The sequence below is a fragment of the Sphingomonas psychrolutea genome, assembly GCF_014636175.1.
Taxonomy (GTDB): domain Bacteria; phylum Pseudomonadota; class Alphaproteobacteria; order Sphingomonadales; family Sphingomonadaceae; genus Sphingomonas; species Sphingomonas psychrolutea.
In genome coordinates this window covers 1-23,664 of record NZ_BMDW01000027.1, presented here as the reverse complement: position 1 = coordinate 23,664, position 23,664 = coordinate 1, and the positions used below count along the sequence as shown (strand labels likewise).

Here is a 23,664-nt window from a genome sequence, read left to right as displayed (position 1 = left end):
GCAGTGTCCGCCGCCTACCCCCCGTCCCGCACCCGTTCATGATGCCGGATCACTTCGTCGATGATGAAGCGCAAGAATTTCTCGCTAAAATCGGGATCGAGATTGGCATCGCGCGCCAGACCGCGGAGCCGCGTGATCTGCGCTTCCTCGCGCCCTGGATCGGCCGGGGGCAGCCCGGCGGTCGCCTTATAGCGCCCAACCGCCTGCGTGACCTTGAAGCGTTCGGCCAGCATGCACACCAAGGCAGCATCGATATTGTCGATGCTTTGGCGGTATCCGTTCAGCGTTTCGTCGATCACCGCGCACTCCCCATCCCGAATATCGTCCGGGATCGTCCTTTTGCGTGCCGCCGCGCGCCTGCGCAAGTCGGGAAAGGCTTGCCTTTGGGCAGCGGCAACGCCACATCCCGGCTACGATGACCGCCACGATCCACCGCCTTGACCCGCACCGCGATCCGGGCCGCCCCGCCGCCTCGCTCGATCCGATGGTCGCGCTGGTCACGGGCGACATGAACATGGTCAACGCGGTCATCCTGTCGCGGATGCAATCGCAGATCCCGCTGATCCCTGAACTCGCCGGGCATTTGATCGCGGGCGGCGGCAAGCGGATGCGCCCGATGCTGACGCTCGCGAGCGCGCGGCTGCTTGGGTATATGGGCACGCGCCACCACCGGCTCGCCGCGGCGGTCGAATTTATCCACACCGCCACCTTGCTCCATGACGATGTCGTCGATGGATCGGACCTGCGCCGCGGCAAACGCACCGCCAATCTGATCTGGGGTAATCCGGCGAGCGTGCTGGTCGGCGATTTCCTGTTCAGCCGCTCGTTCGAGCTGATGGTCGAGGACGGATCGCTGAAAGTGCTCGGCATCCTGTCGGGCGCCAGCGCGATCATCGCCGAGGGCGAGGTCAATCAGCTGACCGCCGCACGCCGGGTGGACACGCCCGAGGAACGCTATCTCGACATTATCGGCGCGAAGACCGCAGCGTTGTTCGCCGCCGCCTGCCGCGTCGCGGCGGTGGTGGCCGAACGGCCCGAAGCGGAAGAGCTTGCGCTTGATGCCTATGGCCGCAACCTCGGCATTGCCTTCCAATTGGTCGACGACGCGATCGACTACGTGTCCGACGCCGACACGATGGGCAAGGATGCCGGCGACGATTTCCGCGAAGGCAAAGCGACGCTGCCGGTGATCCTGGCCTATGCGCGCGGCTCGGCCGAGGATCGCACCTTCTGGAAGGCCGCCATCGAGGGGCACCGCAACCGCGACGAGGATTTCGCGCGCGCGATCGAGCTCGTCCGCTCGACTCGCGCGGTCGACGACACGCTCGCCCGCGCCCGGCATTATGGCCAGCGCGCGATCGATGCGCTGGGCATCTTTGCCAACAGCAAGGCGAAGGAAGTGATGGTCGAGGCGGTCGAATTCGCGGTGGCGCGGGCGTACTAGCAGCCGACCTTCGCCGCAGGCGTCTCCCCGCCCGCCAGTTCCACCTGCAACGTGGCATGGCCGATCCCGAAACGCTCCTTCAACATCCCACGGGCATGATCAAGAAACGCATCGCCGGGATGCCCGCCCGGCATCACCAGATGCGCGGTCAGCACCGTCTCGGTCGTGCTCATCGGCCAGATATGGACGTGATGGACGCGCGCCACGCCGGGCAGCGTGCGCAATTCGCTCCACACTTTGTCCGAATCGATCCCGCGCGGCACCGCCGACAGCGCCATTTCGATCGATTCCTTGAGCAAGCCCCAGGTCTGCAGGAAGATCAGCACCGCGATGATGATGCTCACCAGCGGATCGATCCACACCGCGCCCGTCCACCAGATCACCAGGCCCGCCACGACCACGCCGGCCGAAACTATCGCGTCGCTCAGCATGTGGAGATAGGCGCCGCGAATGTTGATGTCGTTTTTGCGGTCGCGCATGAACAGCAGCGCGGTCGCGCCGTTGACCAGGATCCCGGCACCCGCGACCCACGCCACCATCGGCCCGTCAATCGGTGCAGGCGAAGCGAAGCGCTGCACCGCCTCCAGCACGATCGCGCCGAGCGCCACCAGCAACAGCAACGCGTTGAGCAACGCGGCGAGGATCGTCGATCCCTTCAAGCCATAGGTAAAACGCTTCGACGCAGCGCGCTTGCCCAGCGCAATCGCCGCCCAGGCCGCGCACAGCCCGAGCACGTCGGACAGATTATGCCCGGCATCGGCGAGCAACGCGACCGACCCCGCGATCAGCCCGAACACCACCTCCGCCCCGACAAACGCGAGGTTGAGCCCGATGCCGATCGCAAACGCGCGGTCGTGCCCGGCGGGCGGCGCATGGGCGTGGCCATGCCCGTGGCTATGGCTATGGCCATGCCCGTGATCGTGCCCATGGTCGTGCCCGTGATGACTGTGGCTATGTCCGGCCAATGCACTCGCTTTCGTCAAATAAAGGAAGACGCTAGCATCAGCCCCCCGTGAGATACTAGGACCCCGGGCATGACAAATCTGTCAGCCGAACCCGAGCGATCCCCCCGCGGGCAAACCGCGCTGCCGATCCATGCCGTCATGCCCGATCTGCTCGCGTCGCTGCAAGACTGCGCGAACGCCGTGCTGGTCGCGCCGCCGGGCGCGGGCAAGACGACTGCGGTGGCACCCGCGCTCCTCACCGAGCCGTGGTGCAGCGGCGAAATCCTGTTGCTCTCGCCGCGCCGCCTTGCCGCGCGCGCCGCCGCCGAACGCATGGCGGCCAATGCGGGCGAGGGCGTCGGCCACACCTTCGGCTATGCGACCCGGATGGATTCGAAGCGCTCGGCCGCAACGCGCGTGACGGTGGTGACCGAGGGGATTTTCGTCGCGCGGATTCAGGCCGACCCCGAACTCACCGGCGTGTCCGCCGTGCTGTTCGACGAAGTGCATGAACGCAGCCTCGACAGCGATTTCGGCCTCGCGCTCGCGCTCGATGCGCAAGGCGCGCTCAGGCCAGATCTCCGGCTGGTGGCGATGTCGGCGACGCTCGACGGCGCGCGCTTTTCCGTCCTGATGGGCGACGCACCGGCCATCGAAAGCGCGGGGCGGATGCACCCGCTGACACTGCGCCATATCGGCCGCGCCGCCGAAGCGCGGATCGAGGATTCGGTCGCCGTCGCGATTCGGCTCGCTTTGCGCGAGGAAACGGGCGGTGTGCTTGCGTTCCTGCCCGGGGTCGCGGAGATCGAGCGGACCGCCGAGCGGCTCGACGGGCTCGGTAGCGGCATTGTGCTGCACCGGCTCCACGGTAGCCTCGATCCCGCCGCACAGCGCGCCGCGATCGCGCCCGATCCCGAGGGCCGTCGCAAGATCGTGCTCGCGACGAGCATCGCCGAAACCAGCCTGACGCTCGACGGCATCTCGGTGGTGGTCGATTCCGGCCTCGCGCGCCGCCCGCGTTATGATCGTGCGGCGGGGATGACCCGGCTCGTCACCGAACGCGCGAGCCAGGCCGCCGTCACGCAACGCGCCGGTCGCGCCGCGCGGCAAATGCCGGGCGTCGCCTATCGGTTGTGGGAGGAAGCGGCGACGGCGGGGCTGCCGCGCTTCGACCCGCCCGAAATCCTCGAGGCCGATCTGTCGGCGCTGACGCTCGATTGCGCGCTCTGGGGCGTTACCGACCCGCGCAGCCTGCGCTGGCTCGATCCGCCGTCCGAAGCGGCGGTGCAGGAGGCGCGCGCGCGGTTGCTGGCGCTGGAAGCGCTCGACGGCGATGGCCGCCCGACCGCGCACGGCCACGCGATTGCACGCCTGCCGCTCAGCCCGCGGCTTGGGCATATGCTGGTGCGCAGCGGCGAACGCGGGCTGGGTGCGGTCGCGGCGGAGGTTGCGGTGTTGCTCGGCGAGCGCGGGCTCGGCGGGAATGACGTGGATTTGGAGACGCGGCGGCGGCGATGGCACAGCGAGCGAGGGCAGCGTGCCGAGGCGGGGCGGAAGCTGGCGAAGCGGTGGGCGTCGCTTCTTTCTCCCCTCCCTGGAAGGGAGGGGTTGGGGGTGGGTCGCTCCCGGGGGAGCGCCGCACTCTCCTCACACCAACCCACCCCCAGCCCCTCCCTTTCAGGGAGGGGAGAAGGTTTGGCCATCGCCCTCGCCTTTCCCGACCGCATCGCGCGTCGCCGTGATGCATCGGGCGAGGCCTGGGCCTCGGTCGGCGGGCGCGGGTTCAAGCTTGATGCCACTTCAAGCCTCGCGCGCGAGGAATGGCTCGCGGTTGCCGAAACGCAGGGCATGGCCGCGAGCGCGCGGATCCTCTCCGCCGCCGCGATCGACCTCGCCACGATCGAGGCATTGTTCGGCGAGCGGATCGCGACGCACCGCAGTGTGAGCTTCGATCCGGCGAACGGCGGCGTCCAGGCGTTACGCGAACGTCGCCTCGGCGCGCTGCGCCTGTCGAGCGGGCCGGACGCCAACGCCGACCCGGAAGCGATCGCCACTGCCTTGCTGGAAGGCGTTCGCAGCCATGGCCTCGCGCGTTTGCCGTGGAGCGACGCCGCGCTCGCGCTGCGCCACCGCGCCGCCTTTGCCGCCGCGCATGGCGGCGCCGAGCTTGCGCTCGACGATGCGACGCTGCTCGAAAGTGCCGAGGACTGGCTCGCCCCGCTGCTCGCGAACAAGCGCCGCCTCGACGCGGTCGACCCGGGCACGCTCACCGAGGCCTTGCGCGGTTTGATCGATTGGGACGCGCTGCGCACGATCGACCGCCTCGCGCCGACGCATTTCACCAGCCCCGCCGGATCGACGCACGCAATCGATTATGCGGCCGAGGGCGGCCCGCGCGTCGAGCTCCGCCCGCAAGCGCTGTTCGGCCTCGCCACCCACCCGATGGTCGCGGGCGGGCGCGTGCCATTGGTGCTCAGCCTCACCTCGCCCGCCGGTCGCCCGATCCAGACGACGCGCGATTTGCCGGGCTTTTGGGCGGGCAGTTGGGCCGACGTGGCACGCGAAATGCGCGGTCGCTATCCGCGCCACCCCTGGCCCGACGACCCCGCCGCCGCGCCTGCAACGCTGCGCACAAAAAACGCGGATGCGCGGGCGGGAAAAGCGCGATAAGGGAGCAACCATGTCGACCGCCCGAATCTATCAACGCCCGAAAAATTCCATGTCGTCGGGCCGTGCCCGCACCAGCATCTGGGTGCTCGAATTCGCACCCGCCGAGGCCAAGCGCCCCGATCCGCTGACCGGCTGGGCGGGATCAGGCGACACCAACGATCAGGTCCGCCTCACTTTCCCGACGCAAGCGGCCGCAATCGCTTATGCCGAGCGGCAGGGGCTGGCGTTCACCGTGGTTGCGGCGCCGGAGCGGACGCTGAAACTGCAGTCTTACGCGGATAATTTCCGGTAGGATTTTTCTTCCGTCACCCCGGCCTTGTGCCGGGGTCCACGGTGCAAGCGGCACCGCGCTCGCATCTCACGCAGCACAGTGCCGACGGATGGGTGGACCCCGGCACAAGGCCGGGGTGACGAAGAACGCTAGCCCGCCAGCATCCCCGCGCCGAGCAGCAGCAGCACCTTCACGTCGATCGCCACGCCCTCGGCACGTTTGGCGGCGACCAAATCCGCAATCCCCGCCACCGGCACGCGCAACACCGTGATGTCCTCGCCCGCATCCCCGCCACCCGGCCCGACGCGCTCGAGCCCGGTCGCGCGCACCAGCGTGAACCCTTCGGACACCATCCCCGGCGAGGAATGGAAAAAGCCAAGCGGTGTGATCGCGCGCGCGCGATAGCCGGTTTCCTCCTCCAGCTCGCGCGCGGCCGACGCCACGACGCTCTCGCCGGCATCCTCGTCGCCGACCAATCCGGCCGGTAACTCCAGACAGCGCCGCCCGAGCGGCACGCGATATTGCTCGACCAGCAGGACATGCCCGTCCTCGACCGCGAGAATCACCGCCGCCTGAATCCCGCGCGCGCGCGCCACATATTCCCACGTGCCGTCCTGCAGCACCTTGATATATTTGCCTTCCCAGACGGTCTCGGCGCTCAAAGCTCGATCACCCGGTCGGGCAGTTCGTTGACATCGTCGGTCGTCTTGGGGAAGCTCTCGCTCAGAATCGCGCCGATCGCGGTGACCGCCGCGACCATTCCATCGCCCGATCGCCCGTCGCGCACAGCCCCGACCAAGGCCGCCATCGCCTCGCCCCAGCGCTCGGCCGGCACCGCGCGCACGATCGCTTCGTCGGCGATCAGCTCGGCCATATGCTCGTCGGTCGATAGATAGAGCAGGATGCCGACGCGCGCTTGGGTGCGGCGTTCGGCGCCCACCTTGAAAAATTGCACAGCGCGCCGCCGCACGCGCCGCCGCTTGGTCGCGCGCGGCGTCAGCGCCATTTTGAGCGGCGTCCACGCAACCGCATAGCGCACCGCCAGGAACAGCACGGCTTGTACGATGACGAGGCCGAGCAGGATGCGCCCCGCATCGACCGCCTCCCACGCGCTGCCGCCCCAGCTGAGCCAATCCACATCGATCGTCGCGAGCGCCGCCGCCAACAGCATCGCCAGCACCGCATAATGCAGCGGGACATCCTGATAGCGATCGGAACTGCCCGCCACGATCGTGACGATCTCGCCATCGGTGCCGCGTTCGGCCGCGGCGACGGCCTCGGTCACACGATCACGGTCGGCTGGGGTGAGAACGAACTGTGCCATCACCAATCCCCCGACGCGCCGCCGCCACCGAAATCGCCGCCGCCGCCGCCGCTGAAATCGCTGCCGCCCCAGCCGCCCGAATCGCTGCCGCCGCCGGAACCGCCGCCGCCAAAGCCCGAGCCGCCGCCGCCCCAGCTTCCGCGCGACGCCTGATTACCGATTTCATTGGCGATGCCCCACAGGATGATCGGCATCAAACCGCCGTCACCACCGCGCGCGGCATATTTTTGGCCGCCCGCGCGCCGCCCGAACGACAGCAACACAAACGCCGCGATGAAACCGAAAATGATCAACCCGACCGGGATCCCGCCGCCGCCCGATCGCGCCGTACGGTGGGTGCGATCGAATTCTGCCGCCGCCGCATCGAGCCGCGCCTTCTGCTCCTCGGGCGACGCGCGAAGCTGCGCGATGATCGCGTCCGTCCCCGCTTCCAGTGCGCCGGGAATATCGTTCGACTGTCTGAGCTTGGGCAGCATCACGCCGCGGATCATCACGCTGGAGAAGGCATCGGTCAGGAACGGTTCGAGCCCGCGTCCGACCTCGAGTCGCGGCCCGCGACGGCCCGCGGGTTCGTTCGGCGCGATGAACAGGATCGCGCCATTATCGACGTCCTTCAGCCCCACGCCCCACGCGCGACCCAGGCCAACGCCATATTCGACCAGCTCCCGCCCCTGCAGATCGGGGATCGTCGCCACCACCAATTGTCGTTTGGTATCGCGCTGCAAGGCCTGCAGCTTTGCGTTAAGATCCGCCTTGGTTGCGGCGGGCAGGACGTTGGCGGCATCGACGACCAAACCGGTAAATTTCGGATAGGTCTGCGCCGCTGCCGGGGACAGCCCCAGCAGCAGCGCAGCGCACGCCGCGAGAATAGCCTGAATCAGGCGCATAAAAATGGGCCTCCGGCCCGGATCGTTCAGTTGGTGTTGCCGAATGCGTTCGCGACGGATGGCGCGGCTTCCGCCCCCGGCGTGGTCGCCTTGAACGGCACCAGCGGCTTGGCACCGTAAAACACCTTGGCGCCGATCGCATCGGGAAAGGTGCGGATCGTCGTGTTATACGATTGCACCGCGTCGTTATAATCGTGCCGCGCGGTCGAAATGCGGTTCTCGCTACCCTCAAGCTGGGACATCAGCGTGGCGTAATTGCCTTGCGATTTCAGCTCGGGGTAAGCCTCCTGAAAGCGCTGCAGCGACAGTGTCACGCCGTTCTGCGCCCGCTCATAGGCCTGCACCTTGGCCGGATCGTTGAGGTCCGCGCCCGATATTTTGACCTGACTGGCCGATGCGCGGGCCTGCGTCACCTCGACCAGGATCGCCTTTTCCTGCGCGCCGGCCGCCTTCACCGTCGCGACCAGATTGGGGATCAGATCGGCGCGGCGCTGATAGTAATTCTCGACATCGGCCCATTTCGCCTTGGCGTTCTCTTCCGCCGTCGGCACGCTGTTGAGGCCGCAGCCTGCCAGCGTAACGCTGGCGGTGAGTGCGAACAGGGTGCGATACTTCATTGACGTGTCCCTCCAGAACTTGTGCCGCCTTGATACCTGCGTAGGGTGGCGACACGAAGCGAAATCGGGAGGGCACACGTCATGTTCAAGGAGTTCAAGACCTTCATCGCGCGCGGCAACGTGCTCGATCTCGCGGTCGCGGTGATCATCGGCGCGGCGTTCGGCAAGATCATCACCTCACTGACAGATGATGTCATCATGCCGGTGATCGGCAAAATTTTCGGTGGACTCGATTTTTCGAGCTATTTCGTGGTGCTGGGCACGGTGCCCGCCGCGCTCGCCGGATCGTCCGATTATGCCGCGCTCAAAAAGGCTGGCATGCCGTTGCTGGGCTATGGCGCGTTCGTGACGGCGGCGGTCAATTTTGTGATCATCGCGTTCATCATTTTCCTTCTCGTGCGCGCGGTGAACCGGATGATGCCGCCAGCGCCGGAAGTGGTCGCAGAGCCGGTCGAACCGGCGGATGTGACGCTGCTGCGCGAAATCAGGGACGAATTGAAGAAGCGCTAATTCCTTCTCCTACTGGGAGAAGGTGGCCCGCAGGGCCGGATGAGGGTGATTGGCGAACCATCGTCGCCCTCACCCTTCCGTCGCTTCGCTCCTCCCTGCCGCTCCCAGAGGGAGAGGGAATTTAAGCCGCGACCAATTCCTCGGCCGCCGCATCGGCCAGGCTGGTGCCGTCGAGAATCCGCGCGGTCTCGTCGCGTACGCGCAGCATTGCGTGGCGGATCGCGCACGTCGCTTCGTCCTTGCAATCCTTGCAACTGCGATACGCGGTGCGGCTGACGCACGGGACCAGCGCAAGCGGCCCTTCGATGACGCGGATGATCTCGCCGAGCGAAATCAAATGCGTCGGGCGCGACAGGCAATAGCCGCCCATCTTGCCGCGGTGACTGTGCAGGAAACCCGCCTCGCGCAGATCGGCCAGGATCAGCTCGAGGAACTTGCGCGGGACGTTGGCCTCGGCGGCGATCCGATTCATCGGGATCGGGGGGCCACCCGCGGGGGCCTCGGCCAAAAACAGCATTGCACGAAGGGCGTAGCGGGAACGTTGCGTCAGCATGATACTATACCCAATGCACGCAATTTGTGGCGAGTGGAAGGCAGCCTTTGCAATTTCGCGCCGCGCGCCTATATCAGTTTCGCCGGATCCGTCCGGCTATGGCGATAAAGTGCGGCGTACAATAGATGCAGCGGACCCGGGGGCAGTACCCGGCGACTCCACCAAAACCCCTCTCCCGAGAGGGGCTCTGACGGGGTCGAACCAGGATCGACGTGTATTGAAAAGCGCCGTTTTTTCCCGGGCTGAGTAACCTGTAAAAGGCTCAAAACCACAAGTGCTAACGATAACGAAGCACTCGCGATTGCGGCGTAACTAAAGGCCTAACGGCCTAGGTTACCCCAAAAGAACGCGGTTCGGGCTGCACCGGGCAACAGAAGCAGACACCGGCGGTCCGGGGAGTACCGAGCAACAGAAACTCCCCACCTTTTTGACGCGAGCCGCGTCAGGCGAAGCAGGCCATTCCGGGGGCGCAGTGGTTACATCCGATACCCGGCGCGCCGAGCTGTTAGACAAGCTCGCTGATCATGTGCTCGCGCACGGCCTTGCCGGATCGAGCTTGCGCCCGCTCGCCGCGGCGGCGGGCCTGAGCGACCGGATGTTGCTTTACCATTTCAAGGACAAGGCCGAGATCATGGCGGCCACGCTCGAACGTGTCGCCACGCGGATGGTGCTGCTGCTCGGCGCGAACACTGCGGCGACGCCGCTGCCGTTCGACGCTTTGCGTGCGCGGCTTGGGCCGATCGTGCTCGATGATGCGCTGTGGCCGTTTATGCGGTTATGGCTGGAAATGGCGGCGCGGGCCGGACACGGCGATGCGCTGTACCGCGAGATTGGCGGGCGGATCGGTCGCGGCTTCCTCGCCTGGGGCGCGGCGCAGCTCGACAGTGCGGACCGCGCGCGCGACGCCGCGCGCTTGCTCGTGACGGTCGAGGGCATGGTGCTGTTGAAAAGCATCGGGCTCGAGGATGTGGCGCGGGCGGCGTTGTAGGGCACTGGCCGCTCAAGGTCGCACAGTCTCTACCGTTCACCCTGAGCCTGTCTAAAGGCAGCGTGCAACAAAAGTATGCCGTGCGAGTGGTGAGCAGCCCTTGGACAGGCTCAGGGCGAACGGTTGGTGGTGCGCAAGTCTACCTACCGTTCCCCCGCTTCGGCCGGTCCATTACGAGCGCGAGCGCCAGCCCGACCCCGACGCCCCACAGGATCGCTGCTCCAGCACCCCCGCGATCGGCGCCGTAGAGCGCCGGATAGACCATCAGCGCCGTGCCATCGAGGAACGAAGCGGTCGTCGTCGCGATGACCACGGCGATCAGCGTCTGGCCGGGCTGCAATCGTCCGATTTTGCGGGCAAGCAGGATGAAGGGGTAGGTGCCAGGAATCAGCGCCGCATAAAAGAGCGCCACCCCCGATCCGCGCAGCGCACCTAATGGTTCGAGCGCGCGGATCAGCAGCGCCGCCCCGAACCAGAGCAAGGCCCCAAAGACGATCAGGATCGCGATTTGGCGAGCGGTAAAGGTCGTCATGTCCAATCTCCGTAGCGAGTGCTACGGGTGACCTACAGCGTTGTAGCGATCGCTACAAGTGTTATCAGAGGGCGGCGATCCGCTGATTTGCCGCGCGCAAATCCGCGACGAAGTGCTCAAACGCCTCGGCGACCGTGCCCTTGTCCTCGATCCGCAGCAAATAGCTCGGATGCACGGTAATCCATGCCTCACTCCCGTCGGATAGCGGGAGCGCGCGCCCGCGCTCCTTGCCAATCGTCACCGTCCGCCCGAGCAAACTGCGCGCCGCGGTCGCGCCGAGCGCCACCGTCACCTTCGGCCGCACCAGCAAGCGTTCCTGCTCCACCCACCAGCGGCACGCGTCGATCTCGCCCACCCCCGGCTTGGCGTGGATGCGGCGGGGGCCGCGCTGTTCGAACTTGAAATGCTTCACCGCGTTGGTGAGGTACACCCCCGCCCGATCGATCCCCGCCGCCGCCAGCGCGCGGTCGAACATTTGACCTGCCGGGCCGACGAAGGGTCGCCCGGCCAGATCCTCCTGATCGCCGGGCTGCTCACCGACGAACATCAGCGCGGCATCGACCGGCCCCTCGCCGAACACTGTCTGCGTCGCCGGCTTGTGGAGTGGGCAACGCGCGCACCCCGCCGCCTCGTCGCGCAGCAACGCCCACGCCGCCGCGACATTGCCGCCCACCTCATGCCGCGCCGTATCGATCATCCCGCTCTCGCGTGCTTGCGCCGCCGCGATCAGCCCCGGCACCAACGCGGTTTCAGGCATGTTCTTCCAATATTTGCGCGGCATTTCCTTGAGCATCGCGCCGATCTTCACCCGCGCCGGATTGAAGATCGAGGCGTAATAGGTCTTCCATACCTCCTCAATCGGATCGCCAGCGGGGGCATCGCCTTTGACCGCGCCCGGCCCTTCGCTGAGCGTCGCGCCGTCCCAGTGAATCGACCGATCGGGCGTCAGGATCGACCAGCGCATGCTGGCGAAGCGATCGATGAAGAACTTCGCATTGTAGCGCAGGATATGATGGTCGGGCTCGAACCACGCGACGAAGCGCGGCGTGCCGTCCGGCTCCGCCACTTCGCGAAAGCGCAGAAACGCGCGCATCTTGTGGATATCGCGTCGCACTTCCTGCGCCAGATGCTCGAGCCGCCGCACCAGCGGATCGGCCCGGTCTTGGATGGCACCGGGCTGCGCGCGCAGCCGCGCCAGCAACGTGTAGAGCAGCGCGAAGCGCTCAGGGTCGCGGTGCAGCACGACCGAGCGCGCAAGATCGAGAAACGCGCGCGGCACCGCGAACGGCGTGCCGCTGGTCGGTAGCGGATCGGCCGCACCCGCGAACAGATCGGTCGCCTGATCGCCCACCTGCCAAACGATGTCAGCAGGATTTACCCCGGCCATCGCTAGCGCGCGCGCGGCGACGCGCCAGCCGTCGAGATCATCGGAGTCGTCGAGCGTTACGACATGCATCGCGCCTGCCTCCTCAAGCCGCAAACAACTCCAATTGCGCCGCTTTGGGTGTGACCACCGGGCGCAACTCGGCGCGGTCGGACAGCGCGACCGGCCGCCAATCCTCGGTGATCAGGAACGGCCGCACCTTCGCCACCGACACCGTCAGCCGCGCGACATCCGCCAGATGTAACCGCCGCCAGCGCCGCGCGGTCAGGATCGCGCCCACCGCCTTCACGCCAAGTCCTGGCACCCGCAGCAGCGCCTCGCGCGGGGCGCGGTTGACATCGACCGGAAAGCTCCCGCGAAACTTCAGCGCCCACGCAAGCTTGGGATCGATGTCGAGCGGCAGCATCCCCGTCGTCGCATCTGCCGCTGCGACCACATCGCCCGGCGTGTAATGATAGAAGCGCATCAGCCAGTCCGATTGATACAGCCGATGCTCGCGCATCAACGGCGGGCGTTGCAGCGGCAGCACCGTGCTCGCATCGGGGATCGGGCTGAACGCCGAATAATAGACTCGCCGCAACCCGAACCGGTCGTACAGCGCCGAGGCCTTGGTCACGATCTCGCCATCGGTCGCGGCATCGGCCCCGACGATCATTTGTGTCGATTGCCCGGCGGGGGCGAAGCGCGGTGCGGATTTGTAGCGCTTCTTGGCATCCGCCGTATCGAGGATCGCCGCTTTTGTCCCCGCCATCGCGTCTTCGATCCGCTCCGCCGACTTTTCGGGTGCCAGTCGCTTAAGTCCCGAGACCGTCGGCAATTCCACGTTGATCGACAGCCGATCGGCATACAGCCCCGCGCGATGCACCAGTTCGGGATCGGCATCGGGGATCGTCTTGAGGTGGATGTACCCGCGAAAATGGTGGTCCTCGCGCAACGACCGCGCCACCTCGACCATTTGCTCCATCGTGTAATTGGAGCTGCCGATGATACCCGAGGACAGGAACAGCCCCTCGATATAATTCCGCCGGTAAAAGCTTAGCGTCAGCCGCACCACTTCATCGGCGGTGAAGCGCGCGCGCCGCACGTTCGAGCTTTTGCGGTTGATGCAATAATGGCAGTCGAAGATGCAGCTGTTGGTGAGCAGGATTTTGAGCAAGCTGATGCACCGCCCGTCGGGCGCATAAGCGTGACAAATTCCCATCCCCTGATCGGTCGATCCGATCCCCTTGCCGTCGCGCGACGTGCGTTTGACCGAGCCGGATGACGCGCACGACGCATCATATTTCGCCGCATCGGCAAGAATCGCGAGTTTCTGCTGGACATCGAGTTGGGCCATGCGTTCCGTTTATGTTCTAACCCGTTGCGACACAAGCCTTTGATCGCTCGAGGCGATGCAACTCTTTGCCGCCTGAGAACGTTACGCAGCCACAAGGATCATAAGGGACCGTATTATGCGCAAGATTTTCCTCACGCTCGCCGCCGTTTCGCTCGCAATTCCGGTCTCGATGTCGCTTCCGGTGGACAAGGCCGAAGCCAAAAAGCATCGCTATTACAGCCATGACAATCGCAAATATCGCTCGTGCCGCCATTCGAGCGGAACGACCGGTTTGGTTGCGGGCGGCGTCGGTGGTGCGCTGGTCGGTAATGCCCTTGGCGGTGGCTTGCTCGGTACGGTCGCAGGCGGCGTCGGCGGCGCGCTTGGCGGCCGCGCGATCGATCGCACGATCACCGCGAAGAAGCGCTGCCGCTGATATCTTATTCGGCGGCGAGGAGCGTTTCCGCGCCGCCGAGATCGACCGACACCAGGCGGCTGACCCCCTGCTCGACCATCGTCACGCCGAACAGGCGGTGCATCCGGCTCATCGTCACCGCATTGTGCGTGACGATCAGATAGCGCGTCTGCGTTTCGCGCGTCATCGCGTCGAGTAACCCGCAAAAACGTTCGATATTGGCATCGTCGAGCGGCGCATCGACTTCGTCGAGCACGCAAATCGGCGCGGGGTTGGTCAGGAACAGCCCGAAAATGAGCGCGACCGCAGTCAGCGCCTGTTCGCCGCCCGATAACAGGGTCAGCGACTGGAGCTTCTTGCCCGGCGGCTGTGCCATGATTTCGAGACCTGCTTCGAGCGGATCGTCCGAATCGATCAATTCAAGATGCGCTTGCCCGCCATTAAACAAGGTGGTGAACAGCCGCCGGAAATGCCCATCGACCGCCTCGAACGCCGCCAATAGCCGCTGCCGCCCCTCGCGGTTGAGCGTGCCGATCGCGCCGCGCAACCGGTTGACCGCCAGCCCCAATTCCTCGCGCTCGGCGGCATTGCCGATGCTGGCCGCCTCAAGTTCGGCGAGTTCGGTTTCGGCGACGAGATTGACCGGGCCGATCCGCTCGCGGTCGACCAGCAATTTATCGTGATTCGCCGATTCCTCGCCCGGCTCGCGCACCCGCACCGCGTCGAAACCGACGCGCTCGGGCAGCAAAATCGAGGGACATTGGAAGCGCTCGCCCGACAGGCGGTTCATCTCGACCCGACGCAATTCCTGATTTTCCGCGCGCGCTGCCGCCCCGGCGCGCGCTTCGCGTGCTTGCGCCAGCGCTTCGCCGGCGGCGGAGGCGACCGTCTCGGCCTGGCGCAGCGCGGTCTCAGCGGCGCGCTCGGCCACCGCCGCCGCGTCGGCCGCGGCACGCGCGGTCGCATGCGATGCTTCGAGCCCGACAATCTCCGCCGCCAGCGCCTCGGGCCGCCCCGCCAGCGTCGCCGCCTCGCGCGCCAGATCGCCGTCGCGCGTGTCCATCTCGGCGATGCGCCGCGCCGCCTCGCCCGCGCGGGTGCGCCAGCCCTTCGCCTCCGCCGCCATCCCCGCCAGCCGCTCGCGCGCGGCACCCACGTCGCGGTCGAGGCCCACCCGCTCGGCGCGCGCGGTGGCGATTGCGGTGCGCCGCGCATCGGCTTCGCCCGACAGCGCCTGCACCCGCGTGCGCGTCGCGCTGCCATCGGGAAGCGCCGCTTGCGCCGCCGCGGCGCGTGCGACTTCGGACGTGGCTTCGTCCTGTTCGGCGACGGTGCGTTGGTGGCGTGCCGCAAGATCGGCGCGCTGTGCCTCGATCCGCTCGATCGCGGCGGTCGCGCGATCTTCGGAGCGCGCTGCGTCGCGTGCCGCAGCTTCGGCCTGTTCCAGCGACCGCCGCGCCGCCAGCGCCGCCGCGCGCGCGGCGGCGATCGCCGTATCGATCCGGACGAGTTCACCATCCGCCGCCGTGACCGCCGCGACCGCCGCTGGCCGCAGCGCTTCGATCGCGCGCAGCCGGTTGATCCGCTCGAGCCGCTCGGCCGCCGCCGCGCCGCCCGATTTGGCGACATAGCCATCCCAGCGCCGCAGCACGCCCGCCATCGTCACCAGCCGTTGCCCGACCGCGAGTGCGACACCCTCATCCGTGTCGCCGACGAAAATCTGCGCGAGCCGCCGCGCGAGCGCCGGGGGTGCCGCGACATGCCGCGCGAGCGCAACCGTCCCATCGGGCGCATCCGGATCGCCCGGCGCGACATCCGCCCCCGCCCAAAAGCGCTCGCCCGCCGGATCGAGCCCAGCTTCAAGATCGTCGCCCAGCGCCGCCGCCAAAGCGCGCTCATAGCCGGGATCGGGCCGGAGCTGATCGAGCAGCCGTTCGCGACCCTCGCGCCGCGTCGCCTTGGTCAACGCCGCCGCTTCGCTGTCGAGCGCCGACAGATCGGCATGCGCGGTCGCGCGCGCGGCTTGCGCGCGGTCGCGCTGGTCGATCGCGCCGCGTTCGTCCGCATCGGCGCGGGTCAGCGCAGCGCGCGCATCCTCAATCTCGCGCAAGGCCCGCGCCCGCGCTGCTACGGCTGCCGCGCGCCCGGCCAGCAACGGTGCCGCGTCGCCCAGCGCCGCGACCTCCGCCGTCACCCGCGCCAGATCGCGCGCGCTGCGTTCCGCCCGCACCCGCGCCGCCGCCAGCGCCGCCTCGGCCACGCGCGCATCGGCCGCCTCGGTCGCTTGGAGCCCAAGCGCTTGGGCCAGCCCAACTTCGGCATCACGCCCGGCGCGCTCGGCCGCACTCAGCCGCGCCTCCAGGTCGGGCACGCGCGCGACCGCTTCGGCCAGCCGTGCCTCCAGCGCCTTGGTCTCCTCCGCCAGCCGCGCAATCGCCTCGGCGGCATCGCTGGCGAGCGACCCTTCGCGCGCGCGGTCCTCGGCCAGCCGCACGCGCGCCGCCGCCACTTCGGTCACGCGCCGTGCCGCCGTTGCTTGCTCAGCGCGTAAGCCGCCAAGTCGATGCCCCGCCTCGCTCGCCGCTTCGCGCAAGGCCTGCGCGTGCCCACGCGCCGCCGCCAGCGCCTCGGTCCCCGCCAAGGCATGCGCCGCCGCCGCGCGTTGCGCCTCGGCGGCGGCGCTCACGCGCGTCTCGCACAGCGCCGCGTCCGCTTTGGCCGCATCGGCGGCGGCTTGCGCATCGCGCCAGCGCGCGAAGATCAACCGCGCCTCCGCCACGCGAATCTGATCGGACAGCGCACGATAGCGCTCGGCCTGCCGCGCTTGCCGCCGGAGCGCATTGGCGCGCGCATCCTGATCCGCAATAAGCTCGTCGAGGCGGGTGAGATTGACTTCGGTCGCGCGCAATTTCTGCTCGGCATCGCGGCGGCGGACGTGGAGCCCGGCGATCCCGGCGGCTTCCTCAAGCATCGCGCGGCGTTCGGCCGGTTTGGCGGAGATGATCGCGCCGATCCGCCCCTGGCTGACCAACGCGGGGGAATGCGCGCCGGTCGCCGAATCGGCGAACAGCAACGCCACATCCTTCGCGCGCACGTCGCGCCCGTCGATCCGGTACGCCGAGCCCGCGCCGCGTTCGATCCGGCGGACGATTTCGCTTTCTTGCCCCGCCGCCTCGATCAGCATCGAAACTTCGGCGAAATCGCGCGCGGGCCGGGTGCCGGTGCCCGCGAAGATGACATCGTCCATGCCGGCACCACGCATCGACTTGGCCGAGGTTTCCCCCATCGTCCAGCGCAGCGCTTCGAGCAGATTGGATTTGCCGCAGCCGTTGGGCCCGACGATCCCAGTCAGCCCCGGCTCGATCCGCAAGTCAGCCGCGTCGACGAAGCTCTTGAACCCCGACAATCGCAGCCGTTTGATTTGCACGCGTCAGGCCCCCTCGTCCCCCGGGTTCCCGGCTCAGCCGCCGGAGCGCTTGAGCACCGAGTCGATCTGCGGCCAGACGTCCCCGGGCCCGAGCACGACCGGCGTACCGTTCAGCACGAAGGTCGGGGTGCTGGCGACCTTATAGTCGGTGTTCGCCTTTTCGGTCGATTTGGTCAGCGCTTCGAGCTCGGCCGCGTCATTCAGGCACGCCCGTGCCTTCGCCTCGGGCACGCCGCGCTGCTTCACGAAATCGAGATAGCCCAGCCCTTCGGCATAGGCCGTGGCGATCGCGGCGGGTGTTGCACCCTGCATCGCCTGGACCCGCGTGGAAACGTCGCGTTCGTTGGCGAGCAGCGTCGGCTGATTCGCCATCATCTGGTCAAGCACCGGGAAAAAGGCCGATTCACTCACGCAACGCCCCAGCAGGATCGGTGCGAGATCCAGCGCCCCATGGATCGGATACTCGCGAAACTCGTAGGACACCTTGCCCGTCGCGACATATTGTTCCTTCAACTTTGGAAAGCCCTCGGCATCGAAGGCCGCACAGGCCGGGCACGCGCGCGATCCATATTCGACCAGCTTGAGCGGCGCATCGGGGTTACCCATGCGAAATCCGTAGTCAGGCGTCTTGACGACGGTCTCGATCCAATTCTTGCCCGCGGGTGCCGCTTTGGCCGCGACCGGCGCAGAGGCGACGACGTTGCCGCCAGTGTTGCCGCTGCCGCACGATGCGAGCGCGACGGCAGCCAGCAGGACGACGGGGAAGGACAGTTTCATGGCAAGCTCACTCCAGACAGAAAGGTTATTTCGCACCCGCGGCGCGCAGCACCGGCTCCAGCCCGGTCCAGTCGGCCACCTTGTCAGCGACGACGCCGTTGACGATAAAGGTCGGGGTACCGGGAATGGTATAGGCTTTGTTGGCCGCGGCGGTCTGCGCGACGATCGCATCCAGCGCCTTGCGATCGGCAAGGCACGCCTTCGCGCGCGCGACCGGCAAGCCCGCCTTCACGATGAAATCGGTATAGCCATAGAATTTGCCGAGATACGCCGCGACCGCATTGGGCGGCAGTTTCTGCAATTCCTCCTGCTTGGCCTGCGGAATCTCGTCGGGGCGGCCAATCAGCGCGCGCTGATTCGCCATCATCGTCTCGAGCAACGGGAAAAACGCGCGGCCCGGCACGCAGCGACCGAGCAGGATCGGCGCGAGATCGATCGCGCCATGGATCGGATAATCGCGGAATTCGTAGGAAACTTGCCCGGTCGCGACATAGCTCTTGGTCAGCGATGGCACGCCGCCCAGGGTGAACGCCGCACACGTCGGGCACGTCCGCGCACCATATTCGATCAGCTTTACCTTGGCCGCCGGATTGCCCATCCGCATCCCGCCTTCAGGCGTGCGCACAACGGTTTGGACCCAGTCGGGCCGCGCCGTGGCACGCTTTGCGGGTGCCGCCTTCTTAACCGGCGCGGCGTGTGCCGCCGGAACCGCCAGGATCGCCGCCGCAAAGATCGCCGTCACAAGCCGCTTCATTCATCCACTCCCATCACCGGGGCGCCACGTGTCGCCGCCACGCCTGCCGCAAGCGCTTCGAGCACTGCCTTCAATTCCGGATCGGCAATCGTGCGCAAGCTCGCGCCGAGCTCGACCGGGACTGGCCGGAGCGATGGCGGCGCGGCGCGCGGCGCAGGGACCGGCACGTCGCCCTGGCGGATCTGCACTTTGGCCACCGCGGCATAGCCGAAGAAGCGGTTGACGCGTTCGATCACTTCGGGCGCAATATGCTGCATCATCGTCGCATGCGCCCCGCGCACCACAAGATTGAGCGTCCCCCCGGTCCGCTCCCCATGCGGGAACCGGATCGATTCGGGCGTCGACACCCCGGCATAGCGCGGCCCGACGATCTCGCCCCAGCGGCTGACCACCGCGCTTTGCACGAAGCCGAAGCGGCGGAACGCGGCGCGCCCGGCATCGGGCAGCAGCTCCGCGACCGAGCGCGCACGCCCGCCGCGCGGCTTTTCCATCGGGGGGGCGGAGGGGCCGCGTTTGCTCATCGCTGCGTCCATGCCATAGGCGAGGCGTGTCCGCCAAGCGCCCATCCGAAATCGCCCCCAAAACAGCCGACGCTCTACTCTCCTGGTATGATGCGCACGCGCGCGCGCTGCCGTGGCGTGCCGCCCCCGGGAGTAACGCGCCCGACCCGTACCGCGTGTGGCTATCGGAGATCATGCTCCAGCAAACCACCGTCGCCGCGGTGACCCCGCGCTTCGCCGCGTTCGTCGCGCGCTGGCCGAGTGTCGAAGCACTCGCAGCGGCACCCGAGGCCGATCTGATGGCGGCCTGGGCGGGGCTCGGTTACTATGCTCGCGCCCGCAATCTCCACGCCTGCGCGCGCTCCGTGGTTGAGCGTGGCGGCTTCCCGAATACCGAGGAAGGCCTGCGCGAGCTCCCCGGCGTCGGCGCCTACACCGCCGCCGCCATCGCCGCGATCGCCTTTGGGGAGCGTGCGGTGGTGGTCGATGCCAATGTCGCGCGCGTCGTTGCGCGGCTGTTCGCACTTGAACAACCGCTTCCCGCCGCAATGCCCGCCTTGCGCGCGGCAACCGACACGATCACGCCGGACTTGCGCGCCGGGGATTTCGCGCAAGCGATGATGGATTTGGGGTCGTCGATCTGCACCCCGCGCGCTCCCCATTGTCTCGCCTGCCCGCTCTCGGCGGGATGTGCCGCCTACCGCGCGGGCAACCCCGAAGGCTTTCCGGTCAAACGCGCAAAGCCGATCAAGCCACAACGCTACGGCACGATCTTTTGGGCGGAGGATGCGGGCAAGGTCCTGCTCGTCACCCGCCCGCCGCGCGGGCTGCTCGGCGGGATGCGCGCGCTGCCGACCGGGCCGTGGGCCGACGCGCCGCCCGGCCTCGCCGATCCGCCCTTCCCCGCCGAGTGGCAGATGCTGCCCGGCACCGTCGCACACGTCTTCACGCACTTCCGCCTCGAACTCGCGCTTGCGGTCGCGCGCGCAGATGGGCATGTCGCGGTCGGGGCATGGTGGCCCGTAACCGAGCTCGACTCGGTCGGGCTGCCTAGCGTTTTCGCCAAGGCGGCGGCAGCGATCAGGAGAGCGACATGAAGATCTTCCGGCACGTCTTTTCGACCACCGCATTCGCCGTGTTGCTCGCCGGCACCGCGCTCGCCGGCCAGGCCGTACGACAGGAAGTGTCGTCGCCCGCACCCGTTGCGGCTCCAGCCAAATCGCGCACCCTGCCCGCGACGCAGGCGCTGTTCGACTCCTACGTTGCAACCGACAAGATGCCGGGCATCGTCGGCGGCTTCGGCGTCGGCGATTTCCCGACCCAGTTCGTCGGCGCGGGCAAGATCAGCGACACACCCGACGCGCCAGCCGCCGGGCCCGACAGCCTGTGGCGCGTCTATTCGATGACCAAGCCCGTCACTGCGACCGCGGCGATGATCCTGATCGAACAGGGCAAGATCGGCCTTGATGATCCAGTGTCGAAATACATTCCAGAATTCAAACATATGCGCGTCGTCGATGGCCCGACCGGGCTTGCCAGCCACCCCGCGACGCACCCGATCCTGATCCGCAACCTGCTGACGCATACTGCCGGGCTGGCCTATGCGCCGATCTTCAGCCGACCGGTCGACAAGGAGTATCTCCGGCTCGGGCTGGTCCCGGCGATGTCGGACGCGGCGAGCGAGGCACAGGCCCGCCCACTGCGCCCCCGCTCGCTCGAAGCCTTCGCCAAGGCAGTCGCCGCGCAACCGCTTATTGCCGAACCGGGGACGGTGTGGAGCTATTCGATCGGCCTCGACATCATGGGCCGGGTGATCGAGGTCGCCAGCGGCGAGCCCTTCGACCGCTTCGTCCAGCGGCATATCTTCGATCCGCTCCAGCTGCGCTCGAGCTTCTGGACAGTGCCGCAGCGCGACGCGGCGCGGCTTGCCACCAATTATACGCTGCTCTCCGATCGCCGCGTCGCGCTCGATCCCGGCGCGACCTCGGTCTGGCTCCAGCCGCCGACCTTTCCCTATGGCGGTGCCGGTCTGGTGATGTCGGCGCGCGACTATGATCGTTTCCTGCACATGCTGCAGAACAAGGGCAGCATTGGCCGCGTCCGCGTCATGAAGCCACAAACCGCCGAGCTGATGATGTCCAACCTGCTGCCAACGGGTGTCAGCTACACCAATCAGGGATCGTCCAACGGCACGACCGGGTTCGGCGCGGGCGGATCGGTCGTGCTCGCGGATTCGCCCGGCGGCGCGCCCAAGGGCACCTATGCCTGGGGCGGGGCGGCCGGATCGAAGGCGTGGGTCAACCCGATCACCAGGACGCGCGGCACGATCATGGTCAATTACTTCCCGGGCGAGAAATATCCGGTGCTCAAGCAAACCATGGCTGCGCTGCTGACCGACGCCGCGCGCGCCAAGTGATCGCCCCTGGCTTTACCGGCGGCATGCTCGATCGTGCCGACACGCTGCGCCATAATGCCGACGCGCTCGCGGCGGCGCAGGGCGACTGGCGCGCACGGCTGTTGAAACTCGACGCGTTCATGCCCGAGCTGACCGGCGACGGCCTGCTCGGCTGGACCACGCTCGCCGATGCGCCCGACGATGCCGAACTCGTCCTGCTCGGGCTCGACGAGTCGAAGCGCCCGCATTTTGCCGCTTACACGCCGGGGATGCGCGCGCCGGCGGGGCGGTCGATGCGGCTGTTCGGGATGCTCGATGCCTTCGCACCCGGCGAAGCAGCGACCTATGCCGCGGCGCGCAGCGTGCTCGACTGGCACAGCCGCCACCAGTTTTGCGCCAATTGCGGGCACCAGACCGCGATGTTCCGCGCCGGATGGGGCCGCAACTGCCCGAATTGCCAGGCCGAGCATTTCCCGCGCGTCGACCCGGTCGTCATCATGCTCGCCGAACATGACGGTCGCGCGCTGCTGGGCCGCCAGCCCGCCTTCCCACCGCGCCGCTATTCCGCGCTTGCGGGGTTCCTCGAACCCGGCGAATCGATCGAGGAAGCCGTCGCGCGCGAGATCATGGAGGAAGCGGGCGTGCGCGTGCGCGACGTGCGCTACATCGCCAGCCAGCCCTGGCCCTTCCCCTCCTCGCTGATGATCGCGTGTGTCGGCATGGCCGAGGACGACACGATCACGCTCGACACGCATGAACTGGAAGATGCGATCTGGGTGGAACGCGCTGTCGTGCGCGCGGTTCTGGCGGGGGAAGACGGCCCGTTCCTGCCGCCACCCCCTTATGCAATCGCGCATACCTTGCTAACGGCGTGGGCCGCGGGGCCAGACTAAGCCCGAAAAGGTGCACGAATGACCGATATCAACGTTAACATTCAGGCGATTGCCGAAGCCAAGGACTTGTTCTGCCCGAAGGTGACCTGGGTCCACCATTGGACCGAGACGCTGTTCAGCTTCCGCATCGAACGCCCGCAAAGCTTCCGCTTCGTCTCGGGCGAATTCATCATGATCGGGCTCGGCACGCCCGAGGGCAAGCCGCTGATGCGCGCTTACTCGATCGTCAGCCCGGCGTGGGAGGACCATCTCGAATTCTTCTCGGTCAAGGTGAAGGACGGCCCGCTCACCTCACGGCTCCAGCATCTGCAAGTCGGCGATCACATCCTGCTCGGGCGTAAACCCACCGGCACGCTTGTCCCCGACGCGCTGGAGCCCGGCGCGCATTTGCTGATGATCGGCACCGGCACCGGCCTCGCGCCGTTCCTGTCGGTGCTGCGCGAGCCCGACACGCATGAGCGCTTCGGCCATATCGTGATCGCGCACACCGTGCGGCAGGCCGAAGAGCTCGCGTACCACTCGCTGCTCGAGGAAGACATTCGCACCGACGAGATTTTCGGCGAGCTGCTCACGGATCGCTTTACCTATTATCCGACCGTGACGCGCGGCAGTTTCCACCGCCAGGGCCGCGTCACCGACCGCATCCGCGACGGCCGCTTCGCCGCCGATGTCGGTCTGCCCGAGGGCGATCTGAGCACGACGCGCTGGATGATCTGCGGCTCGATCGATTTCAACCGCGAGATGATCGAAATCCTGGAGGCCGCGGGATTGCGCGAGGGGACGCGGAGCAATCCGGGGCAATTCGTGGTGGAGCGTGCCTTCGTGGGGTGAGGCGGTGTGGGGGTGTGGGTAACTCCCCACTCGTTCCGTTCGTTTGGCTTTTGATCAACCGCAGTCACCCTCACCCTCACCCTTCCGTCGCTTCGCTCCTCCCTCCCTCTCCCAAAGGGAGAGGGAGGGTGAGTTGCTGCCGGTCCCATGGACACCAAGTTAGACTACATGAGCCTGCTTCTCGAAGTCCATGGGGCTGAGATAGCCCAAGGTCGAGTGCCTGCGTGTGGGAT

The 23,664-nt window shown here is 67.3% G+C and carries 24 protein-coding genes and 1 other RNA gene; 11 read left to right on the top strand and 14 right to left on the bottom strand.

The window, feature by feature from the left end; genetic code table 11:
* Nucleotides 1-14: 14 nt before the first annotated feature.
* The gene (locus tag IEV62_RS16480; protein ID WP_188449432.1) at nt 15-299 is read right to left on the bottom strand and encodes a chorismate mutase; all 285 of its coding nucleotides are present in this window, start codon (nt 297-299) and stop codon (nt 15-17) included.
* A 116-nt stretch (nt 300-415) separates the two neighbouring features.
* On the opposite strand from IEV62_RS16480, the gene IEV62_RS16475 reads away from it, so the two are divergent.
* Nucleotides 416-1,444, top strand: coding sequence for a polyprenyl synthetase family protein (locus IEV62_RS16475; RefSeq protein ID WP_188449430.1), 1,029 nt, complete (start codon nt 416-418; stop codon nt 1,442-1,444).
* On the opposite strand, the gene IEV62_RS16470 is transcribed toward IEV62_RS16475, so the two are convergent.
* The gene (locus tag IEV62_RS16470; RefSeq protein WP_188449484.1) at nt 1,441-2,409 is read right to left on the bottom strand and encodes a cation diffusion facilitator family transporter; all 969 of its coding nucleotides are present in this window, start codon (nt 2,407-2,409) and stop codon (nt 1,441-1,443) included. The genes IEV62_RS16475 and IEV62_RS16470 overlap by 4 nt on opposite strands.
* A 69-nt stretch (nt 2,410-2,478) precedes the next feature.
* Between IEV62_RS16470 and hrpB the strand changes: the two genes are divergently transcribed.
* Nucleotides 2,479-5,058, top strand: coding sequence for an ATP-dependent helicase HrpB (gene hrpB, locus IEV62_RS16465; RefSeq protein ID WP_188449428.1), 2,580 nt, complete (start codon nt 2,479-2,481; stop codon nt 5,056-5,058).
* Nucleotides 5,059-5,068: 10 nt separating this feature from the next.
* Nucleotides 5,069-5,350, top strand: a complete 282-nt coding sequence (locus IEV62_RS16460; RefSeq protein WP_188449426.1) for an ETC complex I subunit — start codon at nt 5,069-5,071, stop codon at nt 5,348-5,350.
* Between the two features lie 128 nt (nt 5,351-5,478).
* Here IEV62_RS16460 and IEV62_RS16455 read toward each other — a convergent pair whose 3' ends face one another.
* From IEV62_RS16455 to IEV62_RS16440, 4 genes are read right to left on the bottom strand one after another with little or no spacing between them, the layout of a single operon-like run.
* Nucleotides 5,479-5,991, bottom strand: coding sequence for an NUDIX hydrolase (locus tag IEV62_RS16455; protein WP_188449424.1), 513 nt, complete (start codon nt 5,989-5,991; stop codon nt 5,479-5,481).
* Nucleotides 5,988-6,653, bottom strand: coding sequence for a TPM domain-containing protein (locus IEV62_RS16450; RefSeq protein ID WP_188449422.1), 666 nt, complete (start codon nt 6,651-6,653; stop codon nt 5,988-5,990). Before IEV62_RS16450 ends, IEV62_RS16455 begins: the two co-directional genes overlap by 4 nt.
* Entirely contained in the window at nt 6,653-7,540 is an 888-nt protein-coding gene (locus tag IEV62_RS16445) for a TPM domain-containing protein (protein WP_188449420.1), read from the bottom strand. The genes IEV62_RS16450 and IEV62_RS16445 overlap by 1 nt, the downstream gene beginning before the upstream one ends.
* A gap of 26 nt (nt 7,541-7,566) precedes the next feature.
* Nucleotides 7,567-8,157, bottom strand: coding sequence for a LemA family protein (locus tag IEV62_RS16440; RefSeq protein ID WP_188449418.1), 591 nt, complete (start codon nt 8,155-8,157; stop codon nt 7,567-7,569).
* Between the two features lie 81 nt (nt 8,158-8,238).
* Here IEV62_RS16440 and mscL point away from each other — a divergent pair, with 81 nt between their 5' ends.
* Complete coding sequence (mscL, locus tag IEV62_RS16435) at nt 8,239-8,667, top strand: large conductance mechanosensitive channel protein MscL (protein WP_188449416.1); 429 nt, start codon at nt 8,239-8,241, stop codon at nt 8,665-8,667.
* Nucleotides 8,668-8,788: 121 nt separating this feature from the next.
* Here the strand turns inward: mscL and IEV62_RS16430 are convergent, their stop codons facing one another.
* Nucleotides 8,789-9,220, bottom strand: coding sequence for an RrF2 family transcriptional regulator (locus IEV62_RS16430; protein WP_188449414.1), 432 nt, complete (start codon nt 9,218-9,220; stop codon nt 8,789-8,791).
* A gap of 42 nt (nt 9,221-9,262) precedes the next feature.
* Between IEV62_RS16430 and ssrA the strand changes: the two genes are divergently transcribed.
* Nucleotides 9,263-9,605, top strand: a transfer-messenger RNA (tmRNA) gene (ssrA, locus tag IEV62_RS16425).
* A gap of 87 nt (nt 9,606-9,692) precedes the next feature.
* A complete protein-coding gene (locus IEV62_RS16420; protein ID WP_188449412.1) occupies nt 9,693-10,208 on the top strand; it encodes a TetR family transcriptional regulator in 516 nt (171 codons plus the stop codon).
* Nucleotides 10,209-10,347: 139 nt separating this feature from the next.
* Here the strand turns inward: IEV62_RS16420 and IEV62_RS16415 are convergent, their stop codons facing one another.
* The 3 genes from IEV62_RS16415 to IEV62_RS16405 form a co-directional block, all read right to left on the bottom strand.
* Nucleotides 10,348-10,740 (bottom strand): hypothetical protein, encoded by a 393-nt coding sequence (locus IEV62_RS16415; protein ID WP_188449410.1) that lies wholly within the window; start codon nt 10,738-10,740, stop codon nt 10,348-10,350.
* A gap of 64 nt (nt 10,741-10,804) precedes the next feature.
* A complete protein-coding gene (locus IEV62_RS16410) occupies nt 10,805-12,196 on the bottom strand; it encodes a UdgX family uracil-DNA binding protein (RefSeq protein WP_188449483.1) in 1,392 nt (463 codons plus the stop codon).
* Nucleotides 12,197-12,209: 13 nt separating this feature from the next.
* Nucleotides 12,210-13,460, bottom strand: a complete 1,251-nt coding sequence (locus tag IEV62_RS16405) for a putative DNA modification/repair radical SAM protein (protein WP_188449408.1) — start codon at nt 13,458-13,460, stop codon at nt 12,210-12,212.
* A 115-nt stretch (nt 13,461-13,575) separates the two neighbouring features.
* On the opposite strand from IEV62_RS16405, the gene IEV62_RS16400 reads away from it, so the two are divergent.
* On the top strand, nt 13,576-13,875 hold the full coding sequence (locus IEV62_RS16400; protein WP_188449406.1) for a hypothetical protein: 300 nt from the start codon (nt 13,576-13,578) through the stop codon (nt 13,873-13,875).
* Between the two features lie 4 nt (nt 13,876-13,879).
* On the opposite strand, the gene IEV62_RS16395 is transcribed toward IEV62_RS16400, so the two are convergent.
* From IEV62_RS16395 to IEV62_RS16380, 4 genes are read right to left on the bottom strand one after another with little or no spacing between them, the layout of a single operon-like run.
* Nucleotides 13,880-17,281, bottom strand: a complete 3,402-nt coding sequence (locus tag IEV62_RS16395; protein ID WP_188449404.1) for a chromosome segregation SMC family protein — start codon at nt 17,279-17,281, stop codon at nt 13,880-13,882.
* A 33-nt stretch (nt 17,282-17,314) separates the two neighbouring features.
* Nucleotides 17,315-18,058 (bottom strand): DsbA family protein, encoded by a 744-nt coding sequence (locus IEV62_RS16390; RefSeq protein WP_188449402.1) that lies wholly within the window; start codon nt 18,056-18,058, stop codon nt 17,315-17,317.
* Nucleotides 18,059-18,083: 25 nt separating this feature from the next.
* Nucleotides 18,084-18,812, bottom strand: coding sequence for a thioredoxin domain-containing protein (locus IEV62_RS16385; RefSeq protein ID WP_188449400.1), 729 nt, complete (start codon nt 18,810-18,812; stop codon nt 18,084-18,086).
* Nucleotides 18,809-19,345 carry a DUF721 domain-containing protein gene (locus IEV62_RS16380; RefSeq protein WP_188449398.1) on the bottom strand — a complete coding sequence of 179 codons (537 nt, stop codon included), beginning with the start codon at nt 19,343-19,345 and terminating at the stop codon, nt 18,809-18,811. The genes IEV62_RS16385 and IEV62_RS16380 overlap by 4 nt, the downstream gene beginning before the upstream one ends.
* A 14-nt stretch (nt 19,346-19,359) precedes the next feature.
* Between IEV62_RS16380 and IEV62_RS16375 the strand changes: the two genes are divergently transcribed.
* The 4 genes from IEV62_RS16375 to IEV62_RS16360 are packed head-to-tail and all read left to right on the top strand — an operon-like array spanning nt 19,360 to nt 23,431.
* The gene (locus IEV62_RS16375; RefSeq protein ID WP_188449397.1) at nt 19,360-20,409 is read left to right on the top strand and encodes an A/G-specific adenine glycosylase; all 1,050 of its coding nucleotides are present in this window, start codon (nt 19,360-19,362) and stop codon (nt 20,407-20,409) included.
* Entirely contained in the window at nt 20,406-21,728 is a 1,323-nt protein-coding gene (locus IEV62_RS16370) for a serine hydrolase domain-containing protein (RefSeq protein WP_188449396.1), read from the top strand. The genes IEV62_RS16375 and IEV62_RS16370 overlap by 4 nt, the downstream gene beginning before the upstream one ends.
* A gap of 23 nt (nt 21,729-21,751) precedes the next feature.
* Entirely contained in the window at nt 21,752-22,600 is an 849-nt protein-coding gene (gene nudC, locus IEV62_RS16365; RefSeq protein WP_229733296.1) for an NAD(+) diphosphatase, read from the top strand.
* An 18-nt stretch (nt 22,601-22,618) separates the two neighbouring features.
* Nucleotides 22,619-23,431 carry a ferredoxin--NADP reductase gene (locus IEV62_RS16360; protein ID WP_188449392.1) on the top strand — a complete coding sequence of 271 codons (813 nt, stop codon included), beginning with the start codon at nt 22,619-22,621 and terminating at the stop codon, nt 23,429-23,431.
* Nucleotides 23,432-23,664: the final 233 nt, after the last annotated feature.